The organism is Micromonospora sp. NPDC051227 (assembly GCF_044455385.1).
Taxonomy (GTDB): Bacteria; Actinomycetota; Actinomycetes; order Mycobacteriales; family Micromonosporaceae; genus Micromonospora.
Map to the genome: position 1 here is coordinate 657,148 of NZ_JBITET010000003.1, position 23,101 is coordinate 680,248.

The 23,101-nt window shown below is 71.4% G+C and carries 24 protein-coding genes and 1 tRNA gene; 11 read left to right on the forward strand and 14 right to left on the reverse strand.

All coding sequences use genetic code 11. From position 1 onward, the window contains the following. The first annotated feature begins 35 nt into the window (after nt 1–35). Together ACIA47_RS11080 and ACIA47_RS11085 are read left to right on the forward strand one after the other, a co-directional pair. Complete coding sequence (locus ACIA47_RS11080; RefSeq protein ID WP_203119037.1) at nt 36–566, forward strand: peptidylprolyl isomerase; 531 nt, start codon at nt 36–38, stop codon at nt 564–566. A 94-nt stretch (nt 567–660) separates the two neighbouring features. Beyond that, on the forward strand, nt 661–1,572 hold the full coding sequence (locus ACIA47_RS11085; RefSeq protein ID WP_396707211.1) for a rhomboid family intramembrane serine protease: 912 nt from the start codon (nt 661–663) through the stop codon (nt 1,570–1,572). Here ACIA47_RS11085 and ACIA47_RS11090 read toward each other — a convergent pair. Further along, nucleotides 1,565–1,993, reverse strand: a complete 429-nt coding sequence (locus ACIA47_RS11090; protein WP_203119041.1) for a PH domain-containing protein — start codon at nt 1,991–1,993, stop codon at nt 1,565–1,567. The two genes, ACIA47_RS11085 and ACIA47_RS11090, sit on opposite strands and share 8 nt — an antisense overlap. A 112-nt stretch (nt 1,994–2,105) precedes the next feature. On the opposite strand from ACIA47_RS11090, the gene ACIA47_RS11095 reads away from it, so the two are divergent. From ACIA47_RS11095 to ACIA47_RS11120, 6 genes are all read left to right on the forward strand, one after another. Next, entirely contained in the window at nt 2,106–3,278 is a 1,173-nt protein-coding gene (locus ACIA47_RS11095; RefSeq protein WP_396707213.1) for a thiolase family protein, read from the forward strand. A gap of 57 nt (nt 3,279–3,335) precedes the next feature. Beyond that, nucleotides 3,336–4,349 (forward strand): phosphotransferase, encoded by a 1,014-nt coding sequence (locus ACIA47_RS11100; protein ID WP_396707215.1) that lies wholly within the window; start codon nt 3,336–3,338, stop codon nt 4,347–4,349. A gap of 111 nt (nt 4,350–4,460) precedes the next feature. Then, nucleotides 4,461–4,967, forward strand: coding sequence for a hypothetical protein (locus ACIA47_RS11105; protein WP_203119047.1), 507 nt, complete (start codon nt 4,461–4,463; stop codon nt 4,965–4,967). Between the two features lie 88 nt (nt 4,968–5,055). Continuing rightward, nucleotides 5,056–5,748 carry a response regulator transcription factor gene (locus ACIA47_RS11110; RefSeq protein ID WP_396707218.1) on the forward strand — a complete coding sequence of 231 codons (693 nt, stop codon included), beginning with the start codon at nt 5,056–5,058 and terminating at the stop codon, nt 5,746–5,748. Next, nucleotides 5,741–7,207 (forward strand): sensor histidine kinase, encoded by a 1,467-nt coding sequence (locus ACIA47_RS11115; RefSeq protein WP_396707220.1) that lies wholly within the window; start codon nt 5,741–5,743, stop codon nt 7,205–7,207. The genes ACIA47_RS11110 and ACIA47_RS11115 overlap by 8 nt, the downstream gene beginning before the upstream one ends. 57 nt (nt 7,208–7,264) lie before the next feature. Further along, nucleotides 7,265–7,864, forward strand: coding sequence for a hypothetical protein (locus ACIA47_RS11120; RefSeq protein WP_396707222.1), 600 nt, complete (start codon nt 7,265–7,267; stop codon nt 7,862–7,864). Nucleotides 7,865–7,906: 42 nt separating this feature from the next. On the opposite strand, the gene ACIA47_RS11125 is transcribed toward ACIA47_RS11120, so the two are convergent. Both ACIA47_RS11125 and ACIA47_RS11130 read right to left on the reverse strand, forming a co-directional pair. Continuing rightward, nucleotides 7,907–9,508 carry a ricin-type beta-trefoil lectin domain protein gene (locus ACIA47_RS11125; protein WP_396707224.1) on the reverse strand — a complete coding sequence of 534 codons (1,602 nt, stop codon included), beginning with the start codon at nt 9,506–9,508 and terminating at the stop codon, nt 7,907–7,909. 210 nt (nt 9,509–9,718) lie between these two features. Then, a complete protein-coding gene (locus tag ACIA47_RS11130) occupies nt 9,719–11,938 on the reverse strand; it encodes an ArnT family glycosyltransferase (protein ID WP_396707226.1) in 2,220 nt (739 codons plus the stop codon). 123 nt (nt 11,939–12,061) lie between these two features. On the opposite strand from ACIA47_RS11130, the gene ACIA47_RS11135 reads away from it, so the two are divergent. Further along, a complete protein-coding gene (locus ACIA47_RS11135) occupies nt 12,062–12,769 on the forward strand; it encodes a glycosyltransferase family 2 protein (protein ID WP_030487790.1) in 708 nt (235 codons plus the stop codon). Here the strand turns inward: ACIA47_RS11135 and ACIA47_RS11140 are convergent. Together ACIA47_RS11140 and ACIA47_RS11145 are read right to left on the reverse strand one after the other, a co-directional pair. Next, nucleotides 12,755–13,648, reverse strand: a complete 894-nt coding sequence (locus ACIA47_RS11140) for a transketolase family protein (protein WP_396707228.1) — start codon at nt 13,646–13,648, stop codon at nt 12,755–12,757. The genes ACIA47_RS11135 and ACIA47_RS11140 overlap by 15 nt on opposite strands. Nucleotides 13,649–13,653: 5 nt before the next feature. Then, a complete protein-coding gene (locus ACIA47_RS11145) occupies nt 13,654–14,349 on the reverse strand; it encodes a transketolase (RefSeq protein WP_396707230.1) in 696 nt (231 codons plus the stop codon). 47 nt (nt 14,350–14,396) lie between these two features. Here ACIA47_RS11145 and soxR point away from each other — a divergent pair, with 47 nt between their 5' ends. Further along, on the forward strand, nt 14,397–14,870 hold the full coding sequence (gene soxR, locus ACIA47_RS11150) for a redox-sensitive transcriptional activator SoxR (protein ID WP_396707232.1): 474 nt from the start codon (nt 14,397–14,399) through the stop codon (nt 14,868–14,870). Nucleotides 14,871–14,890: 20 nt separating this feature from the next. Here soxR and ACIA47_RS11155 read toward each other — a convergent pair whose 3' ends face one another. Then, nucleotides 14,891–15,889 (reverse strand): NAD(P)H-quinone oxidoreductase, encoded by a 999-nt coding sequence (locus ACIA47_RS11155; RefSeq protein WP_396707234.1) that lies wholly within the window; start codon nt 15,887–15,889, stop codon nt 14,891–14,893. Nucleotides 15,890–16,050: 161 nt separating this feature from the next. On the opposite strand from ACIA47_RS11155, the gene ACIA47_RS11160 reads away from it, so the two are divergent. Then, nucleotides 16,051–16,137, forward strand: a tRNA-Ser gene (locus ACIA47_RS11160). A gap of 172 nt (nt 16,138–16,309) precedes the next feature. Here ACIA47_RS11160 and ACIA47_RS11165 read toward each other — a convergent pair. The 8 genes from ACIA47_RS11165 to ACIA47_RS11200 all read right to left on the reverse strand — a co-directional run bounded on the left by ACIA47_RS11165 (nt 16,310) and on the right by ACIA47_RS11200 (nt 23,026). Next, a complete protein-coding gene (locus tag ACIA47_RS11165; RefSeq protein WP_396707236.1) occupies nt 16,310–16,918 on the reverse strand; it encodes a hypothetical protein in 609 nt (202 codons plus the stop codon). Next, the gene (locus ACIA47_RS11170; RefSeq protein WP_396707238.1) at nt 16,911–18,299 is read right to left on the reverse strand and encodes a tyrosine-type recombinase/integrase; all 1,389 of its coding nucleotides are present in this window, start codon (nt 18,297–18,299) and stop codon (nt 16,911–16,913) included. Before ACIA47_RS11170 ends, ACIA47_RS11165 begins: the two co-directional genes overlap by 8 nt. Beyond that, entirely contained in the window at nt 18,296–18,496 is a 201-nt protein-coding gene (locus ACIA47_RS11175; RefSeq protein WP_203174352.1) for an AlpA family transcriptional regulator, read from the reverse strand. Before ACIA47_RS11175 ends, ACIA47_RS11170 begins: the two co-directional genes overlap by 4 nt. 476 nt (nt 18,497–18,972) lie before the next feature. Beyond that, nucleotides 18,973–20,571 (reverse strand): YfjI family protein, encoded by a 1,599-nt coding sequence (locus tag ACIA47_RS11180; RefSeq protein ID WP_396707240.1) that lies wholly within the window; start codon nt 20,569–20,571, stop codon nt 18,973–18,975. After that, nucleotides 20,568–21,341 (reverse strand): DUF6884 domain-containing protein, encoded by a 774-nt coding sequence (locus ACIA47_RS11185; protein WP_396707242.1) that lies wholly within the window; start codon nt 21,339–21,341, stop codon nt 20,568–20,570. The genes ACIA47_RS11180 and ACIA47_RS11185 overlap by 4 nt, the downstream gene beginning before the upstream one ends. Continuing rightward, nucleotides 21,338–22,486, reverse strand: a complete 1,149-nt coding sequence (locus ACIA47_RS11190; RefSeq protein WP_396707243.1) for a bifunctional DNA primase/polymerase — start codon at nt 22,484–22,486, stop codon at nt 21,338–21,340. Before ACIA47_RS11190 ends, ACIA47_RS11185 begins: the two co-directional genes overlap by 4 nt. Before the next feature lie 4 nt (nt 22,487–22,490). Continuing rightward, nucleotides 22,491–22,781 (reverse strand): hypothetical protein, encoded by a 291-nt coding sequence (locus tag ACIA47_RS11195; protein ID WP_396707245.1) that lies wholly within the window; start codon nt 22,779–22,781, stop codon nt 22,491–22,493. Further along, nucleotides 22,778–23,026, reverse strand: a complete 249-nt coding sequence (locus tag ACIA47_RS11200) for a hypothetical protein (protein WP_396707247.1) — start codon at nt 23,024–23,026, stop codon at nt 22,778–22,780. The genes ACIA47_RS11195 and ACIA47_RS11200 overlap by 4 nt, the downstream gene beginning before the upstream one ends. Nucleotides 23,027–23,101: the final 75 nt, after the last annotated feature.

Consider the following 23,101-nt stretch of genomic DNA (forward strand, 5'->3'; position numbering starts at 1 on the left):
TCCGCATGGAACTGACCAACGAGTGAGGAGTACCCGTGGCCGAGGCTGTCTACGCCACCCTGCACACCAACGCTGGCCCGATCCGGCTGGAGCTCTTCCCCAACCACGCGCCGAAGACCGTCCGCAACTTCGTCGACCTGGCCGAGGGAAACCGTGAGTACACCGACCCGCGCACCGGTCAGCCGGGCAGTGGTCCGTACTACGACGGCACCATCTCGCACCGGGTGATCAGCGGTTTCATGGTCCAGATGGGCGACCCGACCGGCACCGGCCGGGGCGGACCGGGCTACAAGTTCGCGGACGAGTTCCACCCGGAGCTGCGGTTCGACCGTCCGTACCTGCTGGCCATGGCGAACGCCGGACCGGGCACCAACGGTTCGCAGTTCTTCATCACCGTGTCCCCGACGCCGCACCTCAACAACCGGCACACGATCTTCGGCCAGGTCGCCGACGAGCAGTCGGTGAAGGTTGTGGATTCGATCGCGAGCACCCCGACCGGCCCGAGCGACCGTCCGCTCCAGGACGTCGTCATCGAGCGGGTCGAGATCGAGCGGTCTGCTTCCTGAACGACCGGCGAGGTACCTTTGCTCGCATGATTGAGCGCTCCGGAGCACAGCCGGTGCCGGTGGACCGTGCGGTGGCGGACGGAGGGTCGGCCCGGTGAGCGAGTCTCCACCGACCACCCCGGTCTGCTACCGGCACCCCGGCCGGGAGACCTACGTCCGGTGCACCCGCTGTGACCGGCCGATCTGCCCGGACTGCATGCGGGAGGCCTCGGTCGGGCACCAGTGCCCGGAGTGCGTCAACGAGGGACGTCGCAGTGTCCGGCCGGCGCGTACCGCCTTCGGCGGCGGTACGGCCGGCCGGCACGGCTATGTCACCAAGGCCCTGATCGCCGTGAACGTGCTGTTCCTGCTCGCCTCCATCGCCCCCGCCCGGGGCGGGGACGCGGCGGTGGGCGGCTCCGGCTTCGGCGGCCTGATGGGTGGCAGCACGCCGCTGACCGAGTGGGGCGCGGTGCTCGGTCGGGCCTACCTCTCCGACTACACGCTCGGCGGGATCGCCGAGGGCCAGTGGTACCGGCTGGTCACGGCGATGTTCCTGCACTACGGCGTGCTCCACCTGCTGCTCAACATGTGGGCGCTGTGGGTGCTCGGCCGGTCGCTGGAGGCCAACCTCGGGCGGGTGCGGTTCGCCGCGCTCTACCTGATCGCGGGCCTCGGCGGCAACGTGGCCGCCTACCTGTTCAGCAGCCCGCGGGCGGCCACCGTCGGTGCGTCGACCGCCGTGTTCGGTCTCTTCGCCGCGCTGATCATCATCGAGCGCAGGTTGGGCCGGGACATTTCCCGGATCATCCCGATCCTGGTGATCAACCTGGTGTTCACACTGGCCGTGCCGGGCATCTCGATCCCGGGGCACCTGGGCGGGCTCGTGGTCGGCGCGCTGATGGCGTTGGTGCTCGCGTACGCACCGCGGAGTCGGCGGACGCTGGTGCAGGTCGCCGGTGGCGCGATCATCCTGCTGATCCTGCTCGCGCTGGTGCTCTTCCGGACCGCCGCGCTGCTCACCTGACCGGGCGGGCGGCCCGCAGAGCGGCGGCCACCTCCTCCGGGGTGGCCCCCAGGTCGTATCGGCCGAACAGGTGCAGCGAGTTGCCCGCGTCGATCTCCAGGGTCTCGCTGGTCAGCCCCAGCCGGGGCCGTCGGTCGACGGCGATCGCCTCGACCGCCGACCAGGGCAGCAGCCGCCGGCCCGCGAAGCCGTGGATGACTGTGAGCCCGGCCGGGTCCACCGCCAACCGGACCGGCGCGACCAGGTCGCGTACCGCCCAGCATGCCAGCCCGGCGGCGGCCAGGGCGGCCACCGCCAGGCGGACCGGGTCGCCGTCGGCGAAGAGCAACCCGAGCGCGATCAGCAGAACCGCACCGGCGAGTTTCGCCGCCGGCAGGACCGCCGGGACCCGCCACTGCCGGGCCGGGGAGATCTCATTCACCCGCCCAGCATGCCAGCGGCCGTCGGATTCCGGCACCTCGTGCGGGTGTGGCCGGACGACCGGTCGATGGACGACGTAGGATCGGGGCAGCCCAAGTTACCGGGGAGTAAACATGAGTGACGCGGTCATCGTCGGCGCGGTACGTACCCCGGTCGGGCGGCGCAAGGGCAGCCTCGCCAGCGTCCACCCGGTCGACCTCTCGGCGCACGTGCTGCGCGCCCTCGCCGAGCGCACCGGGCTCGACCCGGCCCAGGTCGACGACGTCTTCTGGGGCTGCGTTTCCCAGGTCGGCGAGCAGTCGTGGAACATCGCCCGCAACGGCGTGCTCGCCGCCGGCTGGCCCGAGACCGTGCCCGGCACCACAGTGGACCGGCAGTGCGGCTCCAGCCAGCAGGCCCTGCACTTCGCCGCCGCGACGGTGCTCTCCGGTCAGGCCGACCTGGTGGTCGCCGGCGGCGTCGAGTCGATGACCCGGGTGCCGATGGGCTCCAGCGTGGCCGGCGGCATGCCCTTCAGTGACCAGCTACGCGCCCGTTACCGGGGCGTCGAGGGCTTCGCCGACGACGCGCCGCTGCCGTTCAACCAGGGGGTCGGGGCCGAGCTGATCGCCCAACGGTGGCGCCTCTCGCGTACCCAACTGGACGAGTTCGCGCTGGCCAGCCACGAGAAGGCGGCCGCCGCGCAGGACGCTGGCGCGTTCGACAGGGAGCTGACCCCGGTGCCGCTCGCCGACGGTGGCAAGTTCGCCGCCGACGAGGGCATCCGCCGGGAAACCTCGTTGGAGAAGCTCGGTGAGCTGGCCACCCCGTTCCGCGCCGACGGCGTGGTGACCGCCGGTTCCGCGTCCCAGATCTCCGACGGCGCCGCCGCCCTCGCGGTGACCACCTCCGACTGGGCCAGCCGGCACGGCCTGCGCCCGCTGGCCCGGATCCACACCGCCGTGGTCGCCGCCGACGACCCGGTCACCATGCTCACCGCACCCATCCCGGCCACCGCGAAGGCGCTGCGCCGCGCGGGGCTGGGCATCGAGGAGATCGGGGTGTACGAGGTGAACGAGGCCTTCGCCCCGGTGCCGCTGGCCTGGCTGGCGGAGACCGAGGCCGACCCGGAGCGGCTCAACCCGCGCGGCGGGGCCATCGCCCTCGGCCACCCGCTCGGCGGCTCCGGTGCCCGGATCATGACCACCATGCTCCAGCACATGCGTGACAACGGGATCCGCTACGGCCTGCAGACCATGTGCGAGGGCGGCGGCATGGCCAACGCCACAATCGTCGAGTTGGTCTGACCCGCGGGGCGGGAAAACTCCTCGCTCGACGCGGAACGGCCGCCTAAGGTGCCCAGCGTGACGACGATCGCCGGTGAGCGCGCCCACGACTGGTCCAGCGAGCAGTGGCAGCTGCGGGCCCGGTCCTGGGTCGACGCGCAGCTGAGCCGGGCCGGCCGACGGGTGACCGGGCTGGTGGAGCCAAGGCTGCGGCCCTGGTCGCTGGTGTGGCGGGTGCCCACCGACGATGGTCCGGTCTGGTTCAAGGCCAACAACCCGGGCACTGTGCACGAGGCGGTCCTGATCGCGGCGCTCGCCGAGTTGACGCCCGATGAGGTGCTGACCCCGATCGCTGTGGACCCGGCGCAGGGCTGGTCGCTGCTGCCCGACGGCGGCGAGTCGTTGCGCGACGTGCTGGCGCGCGACCCCGACCTGGCGCACTGGGAGCGGGCGCTGCCCGGGTACGCGGCGCTGCAACTGGCGAGCGCGCCGCGCGCCGACGAGCTGGTCGCCCTGGGCGTGCCGGATCAGCGTCCGGAGGTGCTGGCCGGCCTCTTCGCCGAGCTGCTCGACGATCACGAGGCGCTGCTGGTCGGCGCCGAGGGCGGGCTCAGTCCGGAGCTGCACGAGCGGTTGCGGGCCGAGCTGCCGGCGTACGCGCAGCGGTGCCGCCGGCTCGCCGACATCGGCATCCCGGCCACTGTGCAACACGACGACCTGCACGACGGCAACGTCTTCGCGGGTCGGGACGGCTACCGCTACTTCGACTGGGGCGACGCCTCGGTGGCGCACCCGTTCGGCACGCTGCTGGTGACCCTGCGCTCCATCGGGCACGCCGGGAAGCTCGCCGCCGACGACGTCCAGCTGGTGCGGTTGCGCGACGCCTACCTGGAGGCGTGGACCGACCGGTACGACCGGCGGACCCTCGTGGAGGCGACCGACCTCGCGATCGGTCTGGGGCCGGTGAGCCGCTCGCTCTCCTGGCGTCGGGCACTGGACACCCCCGAGGAGTCCCGTGCCGAGTACGCCGACGCGGTCCCGGGCTGGCTGGAGGAGCTGTTCGCCGCCAGTCCACTTCAGCCGAACTCCTGACCATGATCCGTCCGAGTCGGAAGTCGGACAGGCAGTGCGACAGGCGGCGTGGAACTTCCAAAAACCCCGCGTGACCCACGTCACCCTGCCGGGGACGTCGTTGGGCAGGTCATGGACGTCTTCTCCCGAACGTTCCTCCCGGCCGCCGCTGAGGCTGGCCTGGCCGTGCAGACGGTGAGCCGGCACATGCCGGTCTTCCGGCGCTGCGTCGGCTCCGGTGACGCCACCATCCTGGTCACCCGTTGCAGCCGCCCCGACCGCCCGGTCACCGGCGACTACCTGTTGCTACTCACGCACCGCCGCCTGGTGGTGACCCAGCAGACCCGCCTCCTGCACCGACTGCGCCTGCACCTCAACACCGAGCTCCGCGAGCTGAGCAACGTCACCTGGAGCCCGGATCCGCGGCTGCAGTCGGTGGAGATGGCGGCCACCGCGATCGACGGGATCCGTGAGCGGTTTCTGATCCGGACCAGTCACCCGAAGCAGGTCTGGCAGCTCGACGCCTTGCTCAACCAGGCGTTCCGGACCCGCCTGCGGCCGCCCGGCGCGCGGGTCGTCGCCAGCATCGGTGACGTACCGGCCGCCGCCCGGCCCGGGATGTTCGCGCCGTCCTGGTGAGCTGACCCGACCCGGGGACGCCCCGCCTTTACCGAACTCGAACACACACCGATCGCGCCGAGCCTTCGCGGTCGGCAATCATGGGCCGGTGACCGTCGAACCACCGCATCGCGGGCTCGTCCTCGTCGTCGAGGACGAGCCGGCCATCGCCGACCTGGTCCGGCTCTACCTGACCCGGGACGGGTTCGGCGTCCACCTGGAACGTGACGGCGAGGCCGGGCTGAGCGCGGCCCGCCGGTTGCGCCCGGTGGCCTGCGTCCTGGACATCGCGCTGCCGGGTCTGCCCGGCACCGAGATCTGCCGCCGGCTGCGCGAGGTCGGCGACTGGACCCCTGTCATCTTCCTCACCGCCCGTGACGACGAGGTGGATCGGATCGTCGGTCTGGAGTTGGGCGCCGACGACTACGTCACCAAGCCGTTCAGCCCTCGGGAGTTGGTGGCCCGGGTCCGCGCGGTGCTGCGCCGATCGGCCGGCGGCCCGGAGGGCGCGGACCGGCCACGTGTCGTCGGCCCGGTGACGCTCGACCCGGCCCGCCGCACTGTCACCGCCGCCGGTGCCCCGGTGCAGCTCACCTCCACCGAGTTCGACCTGCTGGCCCACCTGATGGCCCGGCCCGGCCGGGTCTTCACCCGGGAGGAGTTGCTGGCCGCTGTCTGGGGCTACGCGGCGCACGCCGGCACCCGGACGGTGGACGTGCACGTCGCCCAGGTGCGGGCGAAGCTCGGCCCGGCGAGTGTGATCCGGACCCATCGCGGCGTGGGGTACGCGGTCGATGCCTGACCACCCCGGGCACGTCGAGTCGCCGACCATGGCCCTGCCGGTGGTCGGCGCCGCCCCACCCACCGCACCCCGACGAGGCCGACTCGGCCGTACGCTGACCGCCCGCGCGGTGCTCGTCACCTGCGCTGTGGCGCTGGTGTCGGTGCTGGTCACCGCCATCGTCGCGGTGCCGTTGGCGATCCGTGGCGCGGAGCGGAGCGAGCAGGAGGCGCTCGCCGCCCAGGCCCGACTCGCCGCCGAGGTGCTGCGGACCCGCCTCGACCGGGGTCGCAGCGCCGACGAGGAACGGCTCATCCAGCAACTGCGCGACCAGGGCATCGACGCGTACCTGATCCGCCGGGGGGCGGTCGACCGGGCGGGTCTGCCACCCCGGGTGGTGCAGCGGATCAGGCAGGGCCGCAGCGTGTCGGCTCGCCGCTCGGTCAACGGTGAGCGGGCCCTGGTCGAGGGTCGGGCCCTGCCCGGCGGCAACGGGGTGGTGCTCTCCCGTCCGCTGGCCAACGGGCTGTGGGCCCGGGTGCTGCTCAGTCTCTGGTTGCCGCTGCTGGCCGGGTTGACCGCCGGTGTGGTGGCCGGGCTGCTGCTGGCCCGTCGGCTGGCCCGGCCGATCCGGGTCGCGGCCACCGCCGCCGCCCGGCTGCGCGCGGGTGACCGCGCCGTCCGGGTGCCGGTCGAGCCGCCGGACGAGGTCGCCGATCTGGCCGAGGCGTTGAACGGTCTGGCTGCCGCGCTGGCCACCAGCGAGGGGCGACAGCGGGAGTTCCTGCTCTCCGTCTCGCACGAGCTGCGCACCCCGCTGACCGCGATCCGGGGGTACGCCGAGGCGCTCGCCGACGGGGTGCTCGGTGCCGACGACACTGTGGACACCGGTCGGACGATGCTGGCCGAGGCCCAACACCTGGACCGGCTGATCGGCGACCTGTTGGCACTGGCCCGGCTGGAGGCCGCCGACTTCCCCCTCGAACCGGTGCCGGTGGACCTGACCCAACTGGCAGTCGACGCGGAGCCGACCTGGTCCGGTCGGTGCGCGGCGGTGGGCGTGCCGTTCCGGGTGGAGACGCCAGGTCAGCCGGTGCCCGCGTACACCGATCCGGGGAGGATTCGGCAGGTGCTGGACGGGCTGCTGGAGAACGCGCTGCGGGTCGTACCCCCGGGGTCGCCGGTGGTGCTCGCGGTCCGGCCGGCCGGCGCGAACCCGGCGCACGGCGGCGTGTTGGAGGTCCGCGACGGCGGGCCCGGCTTCACCGACGACGACCTGGCGGTGGCCTTCGAACGCGGTGCACTGCACGAGCGGTACCGGGGGGTGCGCAAGGTGGGCAGCGGGCTGGGGTTGGCGCTGGCCGCCGGGTTGGTCCGCCGGTTGGGTGGGGAGATCGCTGCGGGGCACGCGCCGGAGGGCGGTGCCGCCTTCACCGTCCGGCTGCCCGGTGATCCTTACCTGACCCGAACGTCGGCCTGACGCTCCGCTCGTCGTTCCGGGGAAGGCTGAGGGCTCCACTGACAGAGAGGGAGAGTCATGCCACGTTGGGGTATCGCCACCGGCACCACGGCACTGCTCGCGGCGGTCGCGCTCGGCGTCAGCGGCTGCGGCGCGGCCGAGGTGGCCAGCCAGCCCGCCCGGGATGTCGCCGTCGAGGTCGCCGCCGCCATGGGGGTCGAGGGTCAGGCGTTGGCCGCGATGGGCTTCGACGCCGACGACCTGGACGTACTGACCGTCGCCGCACCGGCCACCCCGACGCCCGGCGCGTCCCCCACCGCGCAGGACAAGGCCAAGCAGAAGCGCGGCGAGGAGTGGCGCAAGCGCCGCCAGGCCCGCGTGCTGCTGCGCAAGAACACCCTGCACGGTGAGGCAGTGGTGAAGACGAAGGACGGCGGTACGCAGACCGTCGCCGTGCAGCGCGGCGAGGTGACAGCGATCGACGGCGACTCGATGACCGTGAAGTCCACCGACGGCTTCACCATGACCTGGACCTTTGCTGACGACCTGCGGGTGGTTGAGCACCGGGCCACCGTGCAGGCCAGCGACGTCACTGTCGGCGCGACGCTCGGTGTCGCCGGCGCGAAGGACGACGACAAGGGCGTGGCCCGGCTCATCCTCATCCCCCGAGCCAAGTGAGCGAAGGGGGCCCTGGCCGACGCCAGGGCCCCCTTCCCGGTCTCAGTAGACGCGGGAGCCGATGAAGTCGTCGTGACCGTAGCCGACCGGGTTGGCGGCGGTACGGGCCTCGAACGACCACTGCTGCCGGGTGCTGCTGGAGCAGTTCGCCAACCGCAGGCGAGAGCTGCCCAGCAGCGGGTTGTCGAACGCCACACAGAGGTTGTTGGCGCTCGCCGGCCTGATCTGGTTGCCCACGAAGACGAACTGCTGCGCTCCGGTGCCGTTGCAGTCGTAGATGTTGACGGCGGTGCCGGCGGTCATCGAGCTGTTGGCGACGTCCAGGCAGCGGTCGTGGGACAGTTCCGAGTGCAACGACCGTCGGGCCGAGTCGTACCAGAAGCCCTGGTTGCGCCCACCGTGGCAGGAGTACGGCTGCTGCGCGGTGCCGTTGCGGGAGTCGTACCCCTTGCCGTCGACACAGGTGCCGGTGGCCAGGTTGCGCAGTTGCTTGAACTCCAGCAGCCCCGGGTAGAGCACGCCACCGCCGGTGCTGGCCGGGTCGACGCAGCTGGCCCGCGTCTGCCCGGAGTTCCAGAACTGGGTGATGCACTGGGCGAACATGCCGTGCCCACGGGCGTTGGGGTGGAACGACTGGCGGGCGGCGTTCTCGTTCCAGATGCCGACCTCGATGTAGAGGCCGCGGACCGAGGTGTTGTCGGTGCACACCTCGTGCCCGTGAAAGAGCCGGCTGGCGTCCAGGTAGCGGGTGCCGGTGTTCGCCGCGGCCGAGCGCAGCGCCGACTCGAACATCGGCACCGCCTTGTTCCGGGCGAACGCCGCGTCGGCCAGGTAGAGCAGACAACCGCCGGAGTACCAGCCGGGGAAGTTGGGGTTGTCCTCCACGTCGGGGCTGCCGGGGCTCGGGTACGACATCAGCACCAGCTCGTAGTCCGACCGCAGGTAGCCGGCGTTCGTCATGGTCTGCCGGATGTCGGTGAGCGCCGACTCCACGGCCTGCCGGCTGCCGTCGGTGCGGATCGTCCACTGGTCGGTGTAGGTGGGGTAGCAGGCGCCCTGGAAGAAGACCCGGCGCACGGCGCAGTCGGTGGCGACCGGACCGAACTGGATGGTGCCGTCACCGTTCGCGCCGACCACCACCCAGATCAGCTTCACGTGCGTGTTGCGCGCCTTGATGCCCAGGTAGTCGCCCTGGTTCAGCTCGTTGTGCTGGGTCGGGCCACCGGCGATGAGGTTCCACGGGGTGGCACCGGAGCAGGCGATGTTGTACTGCGCGTCCGACGTGATGCCGGTGCGGAAGACCGCCTGGTCGTACGAGCGGTCGCACCAGTTGCCGTCCTGGTGGGTGCCGGGGACGTAGTTGCCGACCCCCTCACCGGAGATCTCGCTGTCACCCATGGTGATCAACGCGGTACGCCGTTGTTCGATGGGGCGGATCGCCGGGCTGCCGTAGAGGGCTGTCGCCTCGGCGGCCCGGACGGCTTCGAGGTTGGCGGGGAGTGGTTGGACGGTCGGTCGGTCGGCGGCGGTGGCGGGGGTGGCCGGTCCGGCGAGCATCGGTAGGACGAGAGCGGCGACGGCGACGGCGACGGTGATGGCCCGTCGTCGGGTCGCGCGTTCGGGCCTGGCGGGGATTGCAGGCATCGACGCACTCCTTTCGGCTCAATCGCGGGACGTCGATTGAGTTACCAGACGGTAACGTGCGGATCAGCAGATGTGAATGCGCTTCAGATCCTTGCGCGCGGGATGCAGAACCGCCCGGATCGGACTAACCGGGCCCGCGCGCCAGCGCCACGGCCGCGCCGGGCCAGCTTCTGGTTCAGCGGCCTGGCGACGGTGCGGCCGGCTTCTGGTTCAGCGGCCGGGCGGCAGGGCGTAGCCGACGTAGCCGCGGAACTCCAGCCGCCAGCCGGCCGGCACGAGTTTGGCGCAGGCCGCCTTGTTGCCGGTGCAAACGATCGCGTCGACCGAGGAGGGGTCGGCCGGCGGTCGGTCCGGCAGCACCGACTGCAACGCCACCAGGTCCGGTGAGCCGCCGTCAGGCTGCCGCAGCAGCAGCCACCACGGGTACTCCCAGTTGTCGTTCTGCTGTACCAGGCCGATCCGTCGCGCACCGCTGTCCTGGACCGCGGTCGCCGCCCAGCGGAACTCGTCGGCCCACTGGGGGCGGCGCAGGAACCGGGTGTCCCAGTCCGAGGTGGTGAAGACCGAGCCGGTGCCGACCAGCCGGCGCGGGAAGCCGTACGACAGTGCGAGCACCCCGGCCAGCGCCGAGGTGGCCAGCACGGTGACGGCCGCCACTGTGGCAACCGTTCGACGCCCACCCGAGCGGTTGCGCAGGAGAGCGTCCAGCCAGAGGCCGGCGAGGGGCACGGCGAGCACCACGGCGTAGAGCAGCAGCCGGTTGCCCCACGGCTGCCACTTGATCATCGCGGTGTGCAGTGGCACGGCGGTCAGCACCACCACGGCGTACGCCCGCAGCGACCCGGCCCGCTCGGGAGCGATCCGCCGTGGTCGAGCGAGCGCCATCACCGCACCGATCACCGCCAACGCCCCGGCCAGCGGAAACGCGACCCGGTCCTCGTCCGGATACCAGGCCGGCTCCGGGAACAGCTCCCGCCCGAAGGTGATCGCGCGGTCCTGCGGGTCGACCCCGATCGCCTCGGCACCGCTGATGATCACCTCGGCCCCGGCCCGACGCAGCGGAGCCAGCGGCGTGTCGAACGCGGTGTGCCCGATCCGCAGCGCGTTGACCACTATCGACGCCGGGTCGTGCCGCTCCATGGGGATGGACTCGCGCAGCCGGGGCGGCCCCAGCGGGTGCCCGAACTCGGCGGTCACCCGAGCCAGGAACGGGCCGACCACCACGGCAGCGACCACCAGGATCAGCACCGAACCACCGACCGTGCGGGCCAGCCCACCGACCGGCCAGAACCGCCCACCCCCGCCCGCCGCTGCCGGGTCGGTCGACGCGGCGTTCCTGCTCCGGGCCAGCCTCAACTGGGCCAGTCCCCAGAGCACCAGCAGCGGGCCGACCGCGATCAGGCCGCTGGTCTTGGTCACCGCGGTCAGCCCGGTGGCCGCGCCCAGCCCGAGCAGCGTGCCCCAGCCGGTCCGTCGACTCAGCCCGTCCAGCACCACTGTCGCCGCGCAGGCCACCCACGCCGCGCAGATCAGGTCGGTCTGCGTGCTGGTCGCCTGGAGCACCACCATCGGCGTGGTCGCCAGCACGAACGCGGTGAGCAACTGGGCCCGCCGACCGCCGCCGAGCTGTGCGGTGATCCGTGCGGCCACCAGGAGGCAGACCAGCCCGGCCGCCCACTGCACCAGGTTGTGCAGGTGGTCCCCGCCGGTGAGCAGGCGCAGGTGCAGCAGCAGGTACTCGGCTCCGGGCGGGATGGTCACCTGCCGGTGGATGGCGGTGGGCCAGAAGTCCAGGTCGCCCTGGGCCACCCAGTGCTCCACCTTCGGCAGGTGGTATGTCTGCGAGTCGAAGTTGTTCGGCTCAGCCAGCAGCGCGACCAGCAACTCCACCAGGACCAGCCCGCCGACCGTGCCGGCGAGGAGCCGCTCACCCGGTCGGGCGGTACGCCACGCGTCGACCGCTACGGCACGAAGGTCAGCGAACCCCCGACCAGCCCGGGTCGGCGCGGAGGCGGGCTCACCGCGCTCGCCGGCCGGGGTGGACACGTCGCGTCCGCCACCGGACACCACCGCGCCGACCGGCACCGGCCGCGATGCGGTGCTGACTGCCGGCGCAGCGCTGACCGGCACCGGTGCGGCGACGGACGGCTGCCCGAGGCGGGTCGCCCGTCGCCAGCGCAGACCGGCCGCCGCCGCGGCCGCGACCAGGAAGAGCAGCCAGGCGACGATGAACGCGCCTCGGGTCAGCGCGTGCGACGCGCCGAGCACCTCGACGACGACCACCGCGTACGCCCCGCTGAGCAGGACGGCGCGCACCACGGCGAGCCGCAGCGGTGCGACCGCGCCAGCCTCGCGTGGCATCGCCGCGACGATGAGCAGGAGCACCGCGGCGGCGGGAACCGCCGCGAGCAGGGAGCCGGCAGCCGACATGGCGGAAGTAAACACCATTGATCTGAAGCCGCCGCGCCGACTGCCCAGCGGTAGCGGTACGTGGTAAACAAACCAACCAGGCTAGGCTATGGCCGACGTGTTGCCGCCACCGTGGAGATCCCCGTGAAGCTCTCGATCCTCATGCCGGTCTACAACGAGGAAGAACGCATCGCGGATGCCCTCAAGCAGGCATTGGCGGTGGACTATCCCTGTGAGATCGAATTGGTCGTGGTCGACGACGGCAGCCGCGACGGCACCGGCGAGGTCCTCGGTCGCGCCGACGACGCGCGCCTGCGGGTCATCACCCACCAGCGCAACGCCGGCAAGGGTGCCGCCATCAAGACGGCGGTCGACAGCGCCGAGGGTGACTACATGGTCATCCTCGACGCCGACCTGGAGTACGACCCGCAGGACATCCCCAAGCTGCTCGACCCGGTGCTCGACGGTCGGGCCACGGTGGTCTACGGCAATCGCACCTTCGGCAGCCACAGCGCCTACAGCTTCTGGTACGTGATGGGCAACAAGGGCGTCACGATGGCGGCCAACGTGCTGTTCAACTCGTACATCGGCGACCTGGAGACCTGCTTCAAGCTGATGCCGGTGGCGCTCTACCGGTCGCTTGAGGTGCGCTCGCGCGGCTTCGGCATGGAGGCCGAGGTGACCGGCAAGCTGCTGCGTCGCCGGATCCGGCCGTACGAGGTGCCGATCAGCTACCGGGCGCGCGGCCGGGAAGAGGGCAAGAAGATCACCTGGAAGGACGGCGTCGAGGCGATCTGGATCCTCGGGCGCGAGCGCGCTCGCCGCCGCCCCGCCGTCTCAGCCGCCAACTGACCCCAGGAACCCGCTGATCGACCGCCGCAGGCCGTCGGCGTCCAGACCATGCCACCGGGCGTGGTCGGCCGGATCGCCGTACCGTCGCAGGTCGGTCTGACCCACCCCGAGGGCGAGCAGCCGGTGCGGTACGTCCGCCAGGGCCCGGCTGACGAGTGCGCTCGACGTTCCCGCCAGGTACGGCTCGACCAGCACCACGTCGGTGTTGGCGAGCGCCCGCAGCCCGGGCGTGTCGAGCGGCCGGGGCGTGTGGGTGTACGCCACAGTCACGTCCATTCCCTCGGTCGCCGCCACTGTGGGGTCGAGCATCGGTCCGACCACCACCACGAGGGGCGCATTCGTCCCGCCCCGCCGGATCACCCGTAGCCCGGTGGCGTCCGGGTACGCCTCGGCGTTGCGCTGCTCGGAGAGCCGCAGGTAGATCGGATCGTCGGTGGTCGCGGCGTTGCGCAGCAGCGGCGCCACCTCGTCCGGATGGCCGGGCACCCGGACCGTCCAGTCGTCACCGAGGGAGTCGAAGAGCGCCACGTCCCCGGGCGACTGGTGGGTGCGGCCCTCAGCCGACCCGTCGTACGACGCGCCAATGCTGACCAGGACGGCGCCCACGCCCTGGTGGTCCAGATCCAACTTGATCTGCTCGTACGCCCGGTCCACCAGGAACGTCGCGTACGAGTGCGCGATCGGACGCAGCCCGGTCAGGGCGAGCCCGCCGGCCACGCCGATCATCAGTTGCTCCCGGATCCCCACGTTGAGCACCCGGTCCGGGTGGCGGTGGCCGGCTGAGGCGAACTGGCTCGCCGAGATGTCGGCCAGCACCAGTGCGGTACGCGGATCCTCGTCGAGGAGCGCGGTGGTGGTGTCGATGAAGGCGGTACGCATGTCGGTCATCCCTTGCTCTCGATGCGGGCGACCACCAGGTGCGGGTGTCCTGGCCGGTGCCCGGTCAGCGCCCCGTACAGGGCTTCGTGGTTCCGGCCGTCGACGGTGTCGGCGGTCCAACCGTTGACGGTGAACCGGCTGGCGATGCCACCGGCCCACCCGTGGCTGGCCGACGAGTTGTCGACCACGACCGCGGTGAGGCTGCCCAGGCCGGTCGCCCCCGCGTACGCGATCGCCTCGTGGTTGGATCCCTCGTCCAGTTCGGCGTCGCCGAGCAGCACGTACACCCGGGGGTTGTGCAGCCCCTGGGCGCGTAGGCCGAGCGCGGTGCCGACGGCCAACCCGAGCCCGTGCCCGAGGGAGCCGGAGCCGATCTCGACCCCGGGCACCAGGAGTCGGTCCGGGTGGTGGCCGAGCCGGCTCTCCGGGCCGGCCAGGTCGTCGAGCCAGGCGTCCGGGATGAAGCCGTGCGCGGCGAGCACCCCGTAGTAGGCGGCCGGTCCGTGACCCTTGGAGAGCAGGAACCGGTCCCGCTCGGGGTCGTCGGCGGTGTCGGGGGTGACCCGCAGCACGCGGTCGTAGAGCACCTGGAGCACGTCGACGGTGGAGTGCGCGCTCGGCGCGTGCTTCTCGTCGCCGGTCAGTCGTCGGATCAGCCCGGGCAGTCGGGCGCTGCTGTCGGTGGGCAGTGTGGTGGTCATGCCACTACTGTGTGAGTTGAAGTGGACTTCAACTCAAGGACCTGGTGATGCCGGATCTACTGACGATCGGTGAGCTGTCCGCCCGCTCCGGGGTGGCGCCATCGGCGCTGCGCTACTACGAGCGACTCGGGCTGATCCGCGCCGACCGCACCGGCGGCAACCAGCGCCGGTACGCCCGCGCCGAGCTGCGGCGGGTCGCCTTCATCCGGATCTCCCAGCAGGTCGGCGTCTCGCTCGACGAGATCCGGGAGGCACTCGACTCGCTCCCCGAGGCCCGCACCCCGAGCCCGCAGGACTGGGCGCGGCTCTCGGCGAGCTGGCGCAGCCGACTGGACGAGCGGATCCGGCTGCTCACCAAGTTCCGTGACGACCTGGACGGCTGCATCGGCTGCGGCTGCCTGTCCTTGCAGCGCTGCACGCTCAACAACCCGGAGGACACGCTGGCCGGCGAGGGCCCGGGCGCCCGGCTGGTGCTGCCCCGACCGACCGACGACCCGACGCTGGCAGGCTCGCTCAACTGACGGCCACCCGGCAGGCTCGCTCAGCTGACGGCCGACCCGCCGCCCGGCGGGCGGGTGAGCAGCACCTTGCCGAAGTGGTCGTTCGACTCGACGAGCCGGTGCGCCTGCGCCGCCTCGGTCATCGGCAGCCGCCGGTCCACGATCGGCCGGATCCGGCCCGCCTCGACCAACGGCCACACCTCGTCCCGTACGCCCTGGACGATCTCCGCCTTCTCGGCGAGCGGACGGGACCGTAGCGACGTCGCTGTGACGCTCGCGCGCTTGGTCAGCAGCGCGCCGAGATCCAACTCGGCCTTGCGCCCACCCTGCATCCCGATCACCACCAGTCGACCGTCGGTGGCCAGCGCGGAGACGTTCCGCCCCAGGTAGGACCCACCCATGATGTCGAGGATGACGTCCACGCCGCGCCCGTCTGTGGCCCGCCGGACTTCCTCGACGAAGTCCTGCTCCCGGTAGTCGATCAGGTGTGCCGCGCCCAGCTCACGCAGCCGGGCGTGCTTGGCCTCCCGCGCGGTGGTCAGCACGGTTACGCCGAGGGCCGCCCCGAGCTGGACGGCGAACGTACCGATCCCGCTGCCGCCGCCGTGCACCAGCAGCGTGTCGCCCGCGCCGAGCCGCGCCACCTGGACCAGGTTCGACCAGACCGTGCAGGCCACCTCGGGCAGTGCCGCCGCGTCGACCGGGTCGCACGCCGGCACCGGCAACAGTTGCCCGGCGGGGACCGCGACCCGCTCCGCGTACCCGCCGCCGGCCAGCAGCGCGCAGACCTGCTGCCCGACCGCCCAACCGGCGACCTCCGCGCCAACCTCCGTGATCACCCCAGAGCATTCCAACCCGGGGTACGCGGGCGCGCCCGGCGGCGGCGGGTAGTGCCCCTGCCGTTGTAGCAGGTCAGCGCGGTTCACCCCGCTGGCCCGCACATCCACGATCACCTCGTCCGGGCCCGGCTCCGGGTCGGGCACCTCGGCCCAGACCAGCGCGTCGGGTCCACCGGGCTGCGGAATCGTGATGGCTCGCATGGGCCCAGTCTTCCCGATCTCACCGGGTGCCGCAGGCGCACCCTCCAGCCCACAGTGGACGCGGCAGACCGCCTGGCCGGCGCACCGGGGAGGGACGCCGGGCCGTCCGAAGCGAGCCGTGGCAGACTATGCGTGGCCGTACGCCCACGGGTGGCGGCCCAGGAGGGTTCGCCTAGTGGCCGATGGCGCTGGTCTTGAAAACCGGTAAGGCAGCGATGTCTTCGTGGGTTCGAATCCCACACCCTCCGCCCCCTGGACAGCAAAAACGCTCCCTGACCAGCGCGAACGCTGGTCAGGGAGCGCACCCCTAGAAGGTGAGCGGGTCTCAGTTAGTCTCGCCGAGGGTGGTCCGGTCTCACTGGTTGCGGCAAATGGGCGGCAACACCACGGGCAGGGTTCGGACGGCCTTGCGGGCGCGAGTCAGTCCCGACGATCGGCTAGCCCGTGCTGGCTTAGGTATTGCTGCACGGCGCGCACGGCCGCCTCGTCCCCCTCCGCCGTTGCCGGAGAAGCAATCGCTCTGATCTTGCGTACGAATGCCCGCCGACGCCACCACCGCCAGCGGGGCGTCGACAGCAAGTCGGCAAAGAGATCAACCTTGTCTGATGCGAGGTCAAGCCCGTTCCACACTTGCTCGGAGGGTGCCTCCTGATGCGCGATCACAGCTGCGGCGACCATTGCACCGGTGGCGTCGTTCCAATCTTCTTCCAGCTTTTCCGAGACGTCCAAATCCTCAATGGCGGCCATTACCAAAGGCTCAATATCGACGGCAATACTCGAAGCCCTCTCACGGAAGGACTCGTGACCCTGCTCATCCCTCAGCGCGAGGATTCTGCCAGTCAGGAAGAGGGCTCTGCGGAGCCCGTTCAGCGCGCTCCGTCGCCGTCGATCCCTTTCTAGGATTCGCTCTTTACGCACTTCAAGCCACGGCTTCGCCAGGTATTCGATAAGTAGAGTAGTAAATGCGGCTACCGCAGCGGAAGCCCAAACGCTGGCCCAGATCACCTGTGACTTGTCGATCTCACTCACCTTCCGCCGCTTCCGATTCGCCCAACGCCGCCTCGATCCGTTTCCGGGCTGCCGCGTCTTGGCCGTCGATGCACGAAGCGTAGACCTTTAGCAGGACGTGCACGCTGTGCCCTGCCCACTCGGCGACCTGGGTAGCCGGTACACCAGCGTTCAGCCAGAGCGACACGGCAGCGTGCCGCAGATGGTAGGGCACTCGTGCCAGAACGGAGCGTTGCTGAGCGGGGCTAAGCGCCTGTTCTCGTGCCTGCCGCCAGGATCTCAGATAGGTGCTCTTCGTGACGGGGCCGGGGCGGGAGCCTGGCGCGTTGAACATCCGTCCGCCCGGGTTGCCGTAGTGCTGCCGGTGGTGTCGCAGAATGCGGACAAGTTCCGGGCAGGCCGGCACGTCGCGCGTCGCCTTCTTCGCTCGGTGCTTTAGCTCTCGGTCCTCACGCATTTCGCCGCTGTCGCTCCACTCCTCGCCGACGTGTTGCGTTGAGCCGCTGAGATGGAGCCACCCCCAACCTTCTTCGGGTAGTTCGCATTCGTCGTCTCTGAGGTGCATCACCTCCGACGGTCGGAGAGCCGCGAAGTACATGCACGCGAAGAACCCTGTTAGGGCTGGATCTCGGTCGCTCACGGCGGCTAGGAGCAGACGGGCTTGCTGCGGATTCGCGACGACCTTCCGGTCGACCTTCTCTTCGTTTTTCGGCGCTCGCCACTGGACGAAATCCATCGGGTGTGCGTCGAGGTATCGCAGCTCCACCGCGTATTTGAGCGCGCCATACAGGACGGCTCGCTTACGGGCAACCGTGTTCGCGGCGGCGGGTCCGCCATCGAGTCGGGTCGCCAGCGTATCGAGCGCCTTCCGAATCGTGGCCGCGTTCGCTAGCTCGGTCAGCGGCAGCGTATTGGCCTTTAGCCACTTGATGACCGGTGCCAGGTCGGCCGGCACATCGGCGTCCCGCTGCGACTTGTTGAAGATCCACGTATACAGCGCTCTCCGGATCTCGGCGTCGGTCGGCGCTCCCCGCGTGCTGCTCAAGAATGCCGGCGTGACGGTCGTAAGTGCGTCGGCGATGCTCTTTCGTTGAGTCGCGGCGGCTCGGGACCATTTCATGTCGACGAACGCCACCGCGAGTTCGTACCACGTTCGGCTGTTCAGCTCTCGTGCCATCGGTTCGGGTAGGCCGGTTGGCTTGTCGAACGCGATTCCCTCGCGCTGCGCAATGACGAGGCGTGATCGGAAGCTCTCTGCCATCGCTCGTGTCTGGAACGTCTTGCCGAATTCGCGCCCGGCCACCTCCCACCGGACGCGGTAGCTCTTACGCTCCTTGCCTGTCTTGCGATCGCGTCCCTGGTATTCGCGGGTTGCCCAGATGCGTACCTCGTAGGTGCTCATGCTGCCTCTTCGTGGTCGTTGAGCCAGTTGTCCAGGTCGCGGCGGCGGACGTACAGGCTGCCGTTCGGGTACTTGATCGTTCGGGGTGCGCGGCCGGTGGCCTTCCAGCGGAAAAAGGTCGACCGGGGTACGCGGAGTTCGTCTAGGACTTCGGCGAGGGTGAGCAGGTTGCCGGTCGGGGTGCGGCGCGCGGTCATGGGCGGGGCCTCCCTCGTGCGGGGTGCAGGTGGAGCGCTGGAACAAGCCGCAGCGTTGCGGCGGGCAGCGTTGCGGCTGCTTTAGCGGGGTGTCTTGCGGGCTGATTGGCGCGGTGAGCGCCTTCCGGTCGGCGTCGGTCGTCTGTGGAGGGTCGGGGTGGCAGTGCGGCAGGACGGCGTAGGGCGGCCCGTTGAGAGCCCCGTGGAGGCAAGATCCGGGCATGGTTGGTGTAAGGCATAGGGCCGAACCGTCTGTGTGGCTTTCAGCGGGCCGTTCCGGGTGCCGATCGACCGGCGGCGGCGCGATGCGGGCCGGGAGGGGCCGGGAGCGTTGACACGTTGACAATCGGCAGGTGTGGTCACGTTTCCGCAGGTGAGAGGCGGTGTCGGGGTGTCAACGCCCGCCGTTGACAGGCGTTGACACCCGTTGACACCGGGTCGGCCGGCGGCGGGTTGTCAACGCCTGTCAACGGCTGTCAACGCACCCCGTTGACACCCTCGCGGGTGGCCTGAGCTGCGGAAACGTCGGTGTCGGGGGTGGTTGTCAACGTGTCAACGCCTTCGGGCACCTCGGCCACGGCGCGTGGGTGCAGCTCGTACCGGCCGTCCGGCCCGTTGCGCACCCACCCGAGGGCGGCCAGTTCGGCGAGCACCGCCGACACCTCGTCGGACTTCGGTAGCCGGCGCGACACGCGGCGGTGCAGCTCCCGGCGGGTGAAGGTGGTCATGCCCTTGGTGGTGAGCACCCCGAGCACGTAGCGGGTGTTCTCGATCGCGGTGTCGCTGCCGATGGTGGTGAGTGCGGCCCGGTAGTGCGCGGCGAAGAACTCGGCCAGCCTCACGGCGTCGGTCATGCGGTCGGCGTCGATGGGGCGTCGCCAGGCGTCGGCGGGGTGGTGGGCGACGTGCAGCAACCCGGCCAGCCGGAGTGTGGCGCCGGAGAGCTTGTTGCCCCATTCCCGCATGTCGTGCAGCGTCCCGCCGGGGCGTAGCTGCGCTTCCACCTCCTGAGCAGCCGCCAGCCGCACCCGTCCGGCTTCCGGGGTGAGGGTGACGACGGCGGGGTCTTCCCATTCGGCGAGGGTCGCGGCCAGGTCGTGCACCCGGTGCCGGTAGCCGGCCGTCACCGCCTCCGGCACCGGCTCGGTATCCACCAGCCGATAGCCGGCCAGCGACCGAGGCAGCGCGAACAGGAAACGCGCCGGCAGGCCACGGCCGGCGAGGTCGGCGTTACCGCCGAACTTGCGCAGCACGGTCGGTTGCGCCATGACGCACACGGTCAGCGCGGGTTTGTCGACCGAGGCTCCCTCGCGGGTCTGCCGTTCGTTGCTCATCGGTTGCCCGGCGTGGCCCTTGAGGTAGGGGTCGAGGTTGGGGGCACCGGAGTACCGGCCGGCGAGGGTGTCGAAGATCCCGCCTTCATCGCTGATGATCGCCATCCGTCCGCCGTTGGCGGCCATCAGCCCGATGAGGGCTTCCGGGGTGGCGTCGTCGACGATCAGGCGGGGCAGGCCGGGAACGGTGATCGCCTCGGCCGCGATCGCGGCGGCTACCGCCTCGGCGGCGGCTTCGTCGCGCTTGCCCGGGTCGCTGGCCTTGGCTGCCTGTGCCTTGGCCTGTTCGGCGTGCCGGTCGGCGATGTCCCGCAGCGCGGCAGCTTCCGCGATCCGCGGTCGCATCGCCTCACCGAGCGTCGACTGAGCGGCGAACAGCGGCGCGGTCATCGCCCGGTGAACAGGTGATTTCCGCTCGCCGGGGCCGGCGATCACGGCGGCGAACACGTTCACTGGCTCTCGCCACCCGCCGACCGGCTCCACTTCCAGGCGGCCACCCGCACATGCGGAGAGCACCGCTACGGCGAGGGTGCCGGCCATCGCCGGGTCGGTCTGGGTGAAGCGGGCGACGCCGGTCACCATGTCGCCCAGCCAGGCGGGGAACACGTCGACCGGGAACGGCGGCGGCGCGGTTGCCGGCCCGGTCAGGGGCACTGGAACATCCCAGAGCGGGCCGCCGCTGGCCGGTGGTGCGTCGGTCGCTTCCGGATCGGTAACGAGGTGAAGGCGGGCGGGCGTCATGCGGCACGTCCTTCCGGTATCGGGGCGGTGCAACGGGGGTCGGTGACAACCGGGGTTGTCGCGGTGCGCGCCAGCTCGGCGAGCACGGCCATCTGTTCGGGCATCCCGCGCGTGCCGTCGAGCGGCCGGCGGGCGTGCGGCCAGACGGCGGATACCGGGTTGGCGTAGTCGTGGCCGGCGAGCACGGTCACGGTGCCGGCCATGTCGATGCCGAGGCGGCGGGCTTGCGCGTACAGGGTCGGTGCGGTGACGGCACCGGGTTGGCCCATGCGCAGCTCGTACGGCTCGATCACGGTGTCCGGTGTGAGCAGCCCGTAGCGGGCGGACAGGATGATCAGCCGCCCGCCGAGGCGGTCGGCGGCGCGGCGGCAGGCGCGGTGGTAGCTGCCGGTGTACATGCGCCCGGCCGGCGCGGGCCGGTCGAGTTTCGCGGTGCCGCACGGCACGATCACCACCGCGTGGTCGCGGCTCATTACGCTGCGGCGCATTCGGGCGTTGACCGCGTCGGCGTATGCCTTGCTGGCCGCCTGTCGGGTGGTGCCCGTTGCCCGGCCGACCTCGGCGTATGACCATCCGTCGTTCAGCACGAGGTCTACCGCGATCCACTCTCGGGCTTCCCGGCACGCGGCCTCCAACGCGGCCAACGCGGCAAGGAGATCCGATGGCGTGCGGGCGGCGGCCAGCGCGGCGGCACAGTCGGTGACGTGAGCGGCTGCGGGGTGGAGCTGGGGCGCGCGGTGACAACTGCGGTTGTCGCCGGGCCGGGTCACGCGGCCACCTGCCGGGGTCGTTTGCTGCCGGCGGCTAGCCCGGATCGGATGGTGCGTGCCGTCTCGACGTGGCCCAGCCCGGCCCGCGCTGCGGCTTGTTCCAGCACGCTTTCGGCGTCCTCTGCGGTGAGCGACCCACCGGCGGTGAGTTGCCCGAGAGCCACGGCAGCGACGTAGAGCGCCCGGTTGCGCTCCCCTGCCGGCGCGGTGGTAACCCGGTCGGCTTCGCGGGTGATCGCGGCTCGGACGTACGCGCCGCTGCGGTCGGTCGGCAGCGACACCACCACCGGGCGCTGAGGTGGAAGCGGCGCCGGAATCAGCCGGCCGGCCAGCCACCCGGGCAGCGGCGCGGGGTCGGTATCCAGGTCGACCCGGTAGGGCCGTCCGGCTACGGTGCTGCCGGCGGCGACCACGTAGCCGCCATGCGCCCGGGTGTCGACCAGCGGGCCGAGCGTGCCGGCCGTGTTGCGCAACTCTGGTCCGTCGTCGGGGTGGCGGTAGTAGAGGTGGGTGCCGCCCCGCCCGGTGGTGACCGTGTAGGTCGGTTCGATGCCGGCGGCGTGTGCGGCGGCCAGTTCGGCGAGGGTGTCCAGCCCGGTCGGGCCGGTGGTGCCGTCCTTCGGGGTGTCGAGGTCGACCACCACGAGTCGGGATGGGCCGCAGGCCAATCCGATGCCGTAGGGGCGGTGTGTCCACGCTCGGCGGATGCGGTCCGCCTCGGTAGTGGCGCGTGCTTCCCACCCGAGGTGGTGCCCGGCGGTGCGGCAGCGCGGGTCGCGGCCGGTGCAGTCGTCGCCAGCGTGGTCGGGGAAGGCGGGTCGCTTGTCGTCGGGGCGTAGCGGGAAGACGTGCCAGCCGCGTTTTGCGTGCGCGAGAGCGGCGGTAAGCAGCGGGTTGTCGGGCATGGTGCGGGTCCTCTCCGGTGGTGCGGGTGAGGTGGTGAGGCGAGCGGCTTGCGGCCGGCCGTGTAGGCGTTCGTGTCGGCCGTAGGCGCAGGCGGCGCAGTCGCGGCGGCGTAGCAGGACAGGCCGGCCGCTGCTCGCGTTGTCGGCGGCGAGCAGCCGGTTGCAGATGTGCGGGTATGCCTCGGCGTCGGTCACCGGCCGGCCGAGCACCGCGCTCGCGGCCAGCCAGAGGGCGGCCACCGGTTCACCGCCTCGGCCGGGGCCGCGCAGTGATCGCGGCCCGAGTCACCGCTTGCCGCAGGTCGCCGAGCAGCCCGACCAACTGTCGGCGGGCGGCCAGTTCGGTCGGGGCGAGCGCGACCCTGACGCGGACCTCGGCGTGCTCGCGGCCGGCGGCGGTGCGCACCCGCACCAGCACCGCACGGGAGCGGCCCGCAACGTCGACCACGATCTCGTCGGATCGGTGTTCGCCGAGGCCGCAGCGGTGGTCCTTGCCGCACCACTCGGTGTGCCCGTCGCGGGTGCGGCGGTTCATCGGTTGGCCTCGGCGCGTAGCCGGTGGAAGTGGTTGTAGAGGCGTCGGCCGGTGCGGAGCCGGTGGCCTCGGTCGCAGCGTCGGCAGGCACGCGGGCGGCGCAGGACGCGGGTGGTGATTCGGCCGGTGCCGGCGCACCGCTGGCAGGTTTTGACGGGCTTAATCCAGCACAGCCCGGCGTAACCGAGGGTGATCAGGGCGGGGATCGCGGCGAGGGTGATAGCGGCGGTGAGCTGGGGGTCCACAGGTGCCTCCTGGGCCGGTTTTTGGGTGCACGGGGCCGTGAGCTGCTATCTGCTAGACCGCAGCTCATGATTCGG

What these genes read in the sequence shown, in the direction of transcription:
- ACIA47_RS11105 (WP_203119047.1), top strand. Translation starts at nt 4,461, where the DNA reads ATGGACGTCTTCTCCCGAACGTTCCTCCCGGCCGCCGCTGAGGCTGGC.
- ACIA47_RS11130 (WP_396707226.1), bottom strand. Translation starts at nt 11,938, where the DNA reads ATGTCGGCTGCCGGCTCCCTGCTCGCGGCGGTTCCCGCCGCCGCGGTG.
- ACIA47_RS11125 (WP_396707224.1), bottom strand. Translation starts at nt 9,508, where the DNA reads ATGCCTGCAATCCCCGCCAGGCCCGAACGCGCGACCCGACGACGGGCC.
- ACIA47_RS11155 (WP_396707234.1), bottom strand. Translation starts at nt 15,889, where the DNA reads ATGCGAGCCATCACGATTCCGCAGCCCGGTGGACCCGACGCGCTGGTC.
- ACIA47_RS11115 (WP_396707220.1), top strand. Translation starts at nt 5,741, where the DNA reads ATGCCTGACCACCCCGGGCACGTCGAGTCGCCGACCATGGCCCTGCCG.
- ACIA47_RS11120 (WP_396707222.1), top strand. Translation starts at nt 7,265, where the DNA reads ATGCCACGTTGGGGTATCGCCACCGGCACCACGGCACTGCTCGCGGCG.
- ACIA47_RS11095 (WP_396707213.1), top strand. Translation starts at nt 2,106, where the DNA reads ATGAGTGACGCGGTCATCGTCGGCGCGGTACGTACCCCGGTCGGGCGG.
- ACIA47_RS11145 (WP_396707230.1), bottom strand. Translation starts at nt 14,349, where the DNA reads ATGACCACCACACTGCCCACCGACAGCAGCGCCCGACTGCCCGGGCTG.
- soxR (WP_396707232.1), top strand. Translation starts at nt 14,397, where the DNA reads ATGCCGGATCTACTGACGATCGGTGAGCTGTCCGCCCGCTCCGGGGTG.
- ACIA47_RS11180 (WP_396707240.1), bottom strand. Translation starts at nt 20,571, where the DNA reads ATGACGCCCGCCCGCCTTCACCTCGTTACCGATCCGGAAGCGACCGAC.
- ACIA47_RS11170 (WP_396707238.1), bottom strand. Translation starts at nt 18,299, where the DNA reads ATGAGCACCTACGAGGTACGCATCTGGGCAACCCGCGAATACCAGGGA.
- ACIA47_RS11175 (WP_203174352.1), bottom strand. Translation starts at nt 18,496, where the DNA reads ATGACCGCGCGCCGCACCCCGACCGGCAACCTGCTCACCCTCGCCGAA.
- ACIA47_RS11195 (WP_396707245.1), bottom strand. Translation starts at nt 22,781, where the DNA reads ATGAACCGCCGCACCCGCGACGGGCACACCGAGTGGTGCGGCAAGGAC.
- ACIA47_RS11140 (WP_396707228.1), bottom strand. Translation starts at nt 13,648, where the DNA reads ATGCGTACCGCCTTCATCGACACCACCACCGCGCTCCTCGACGAGGAT.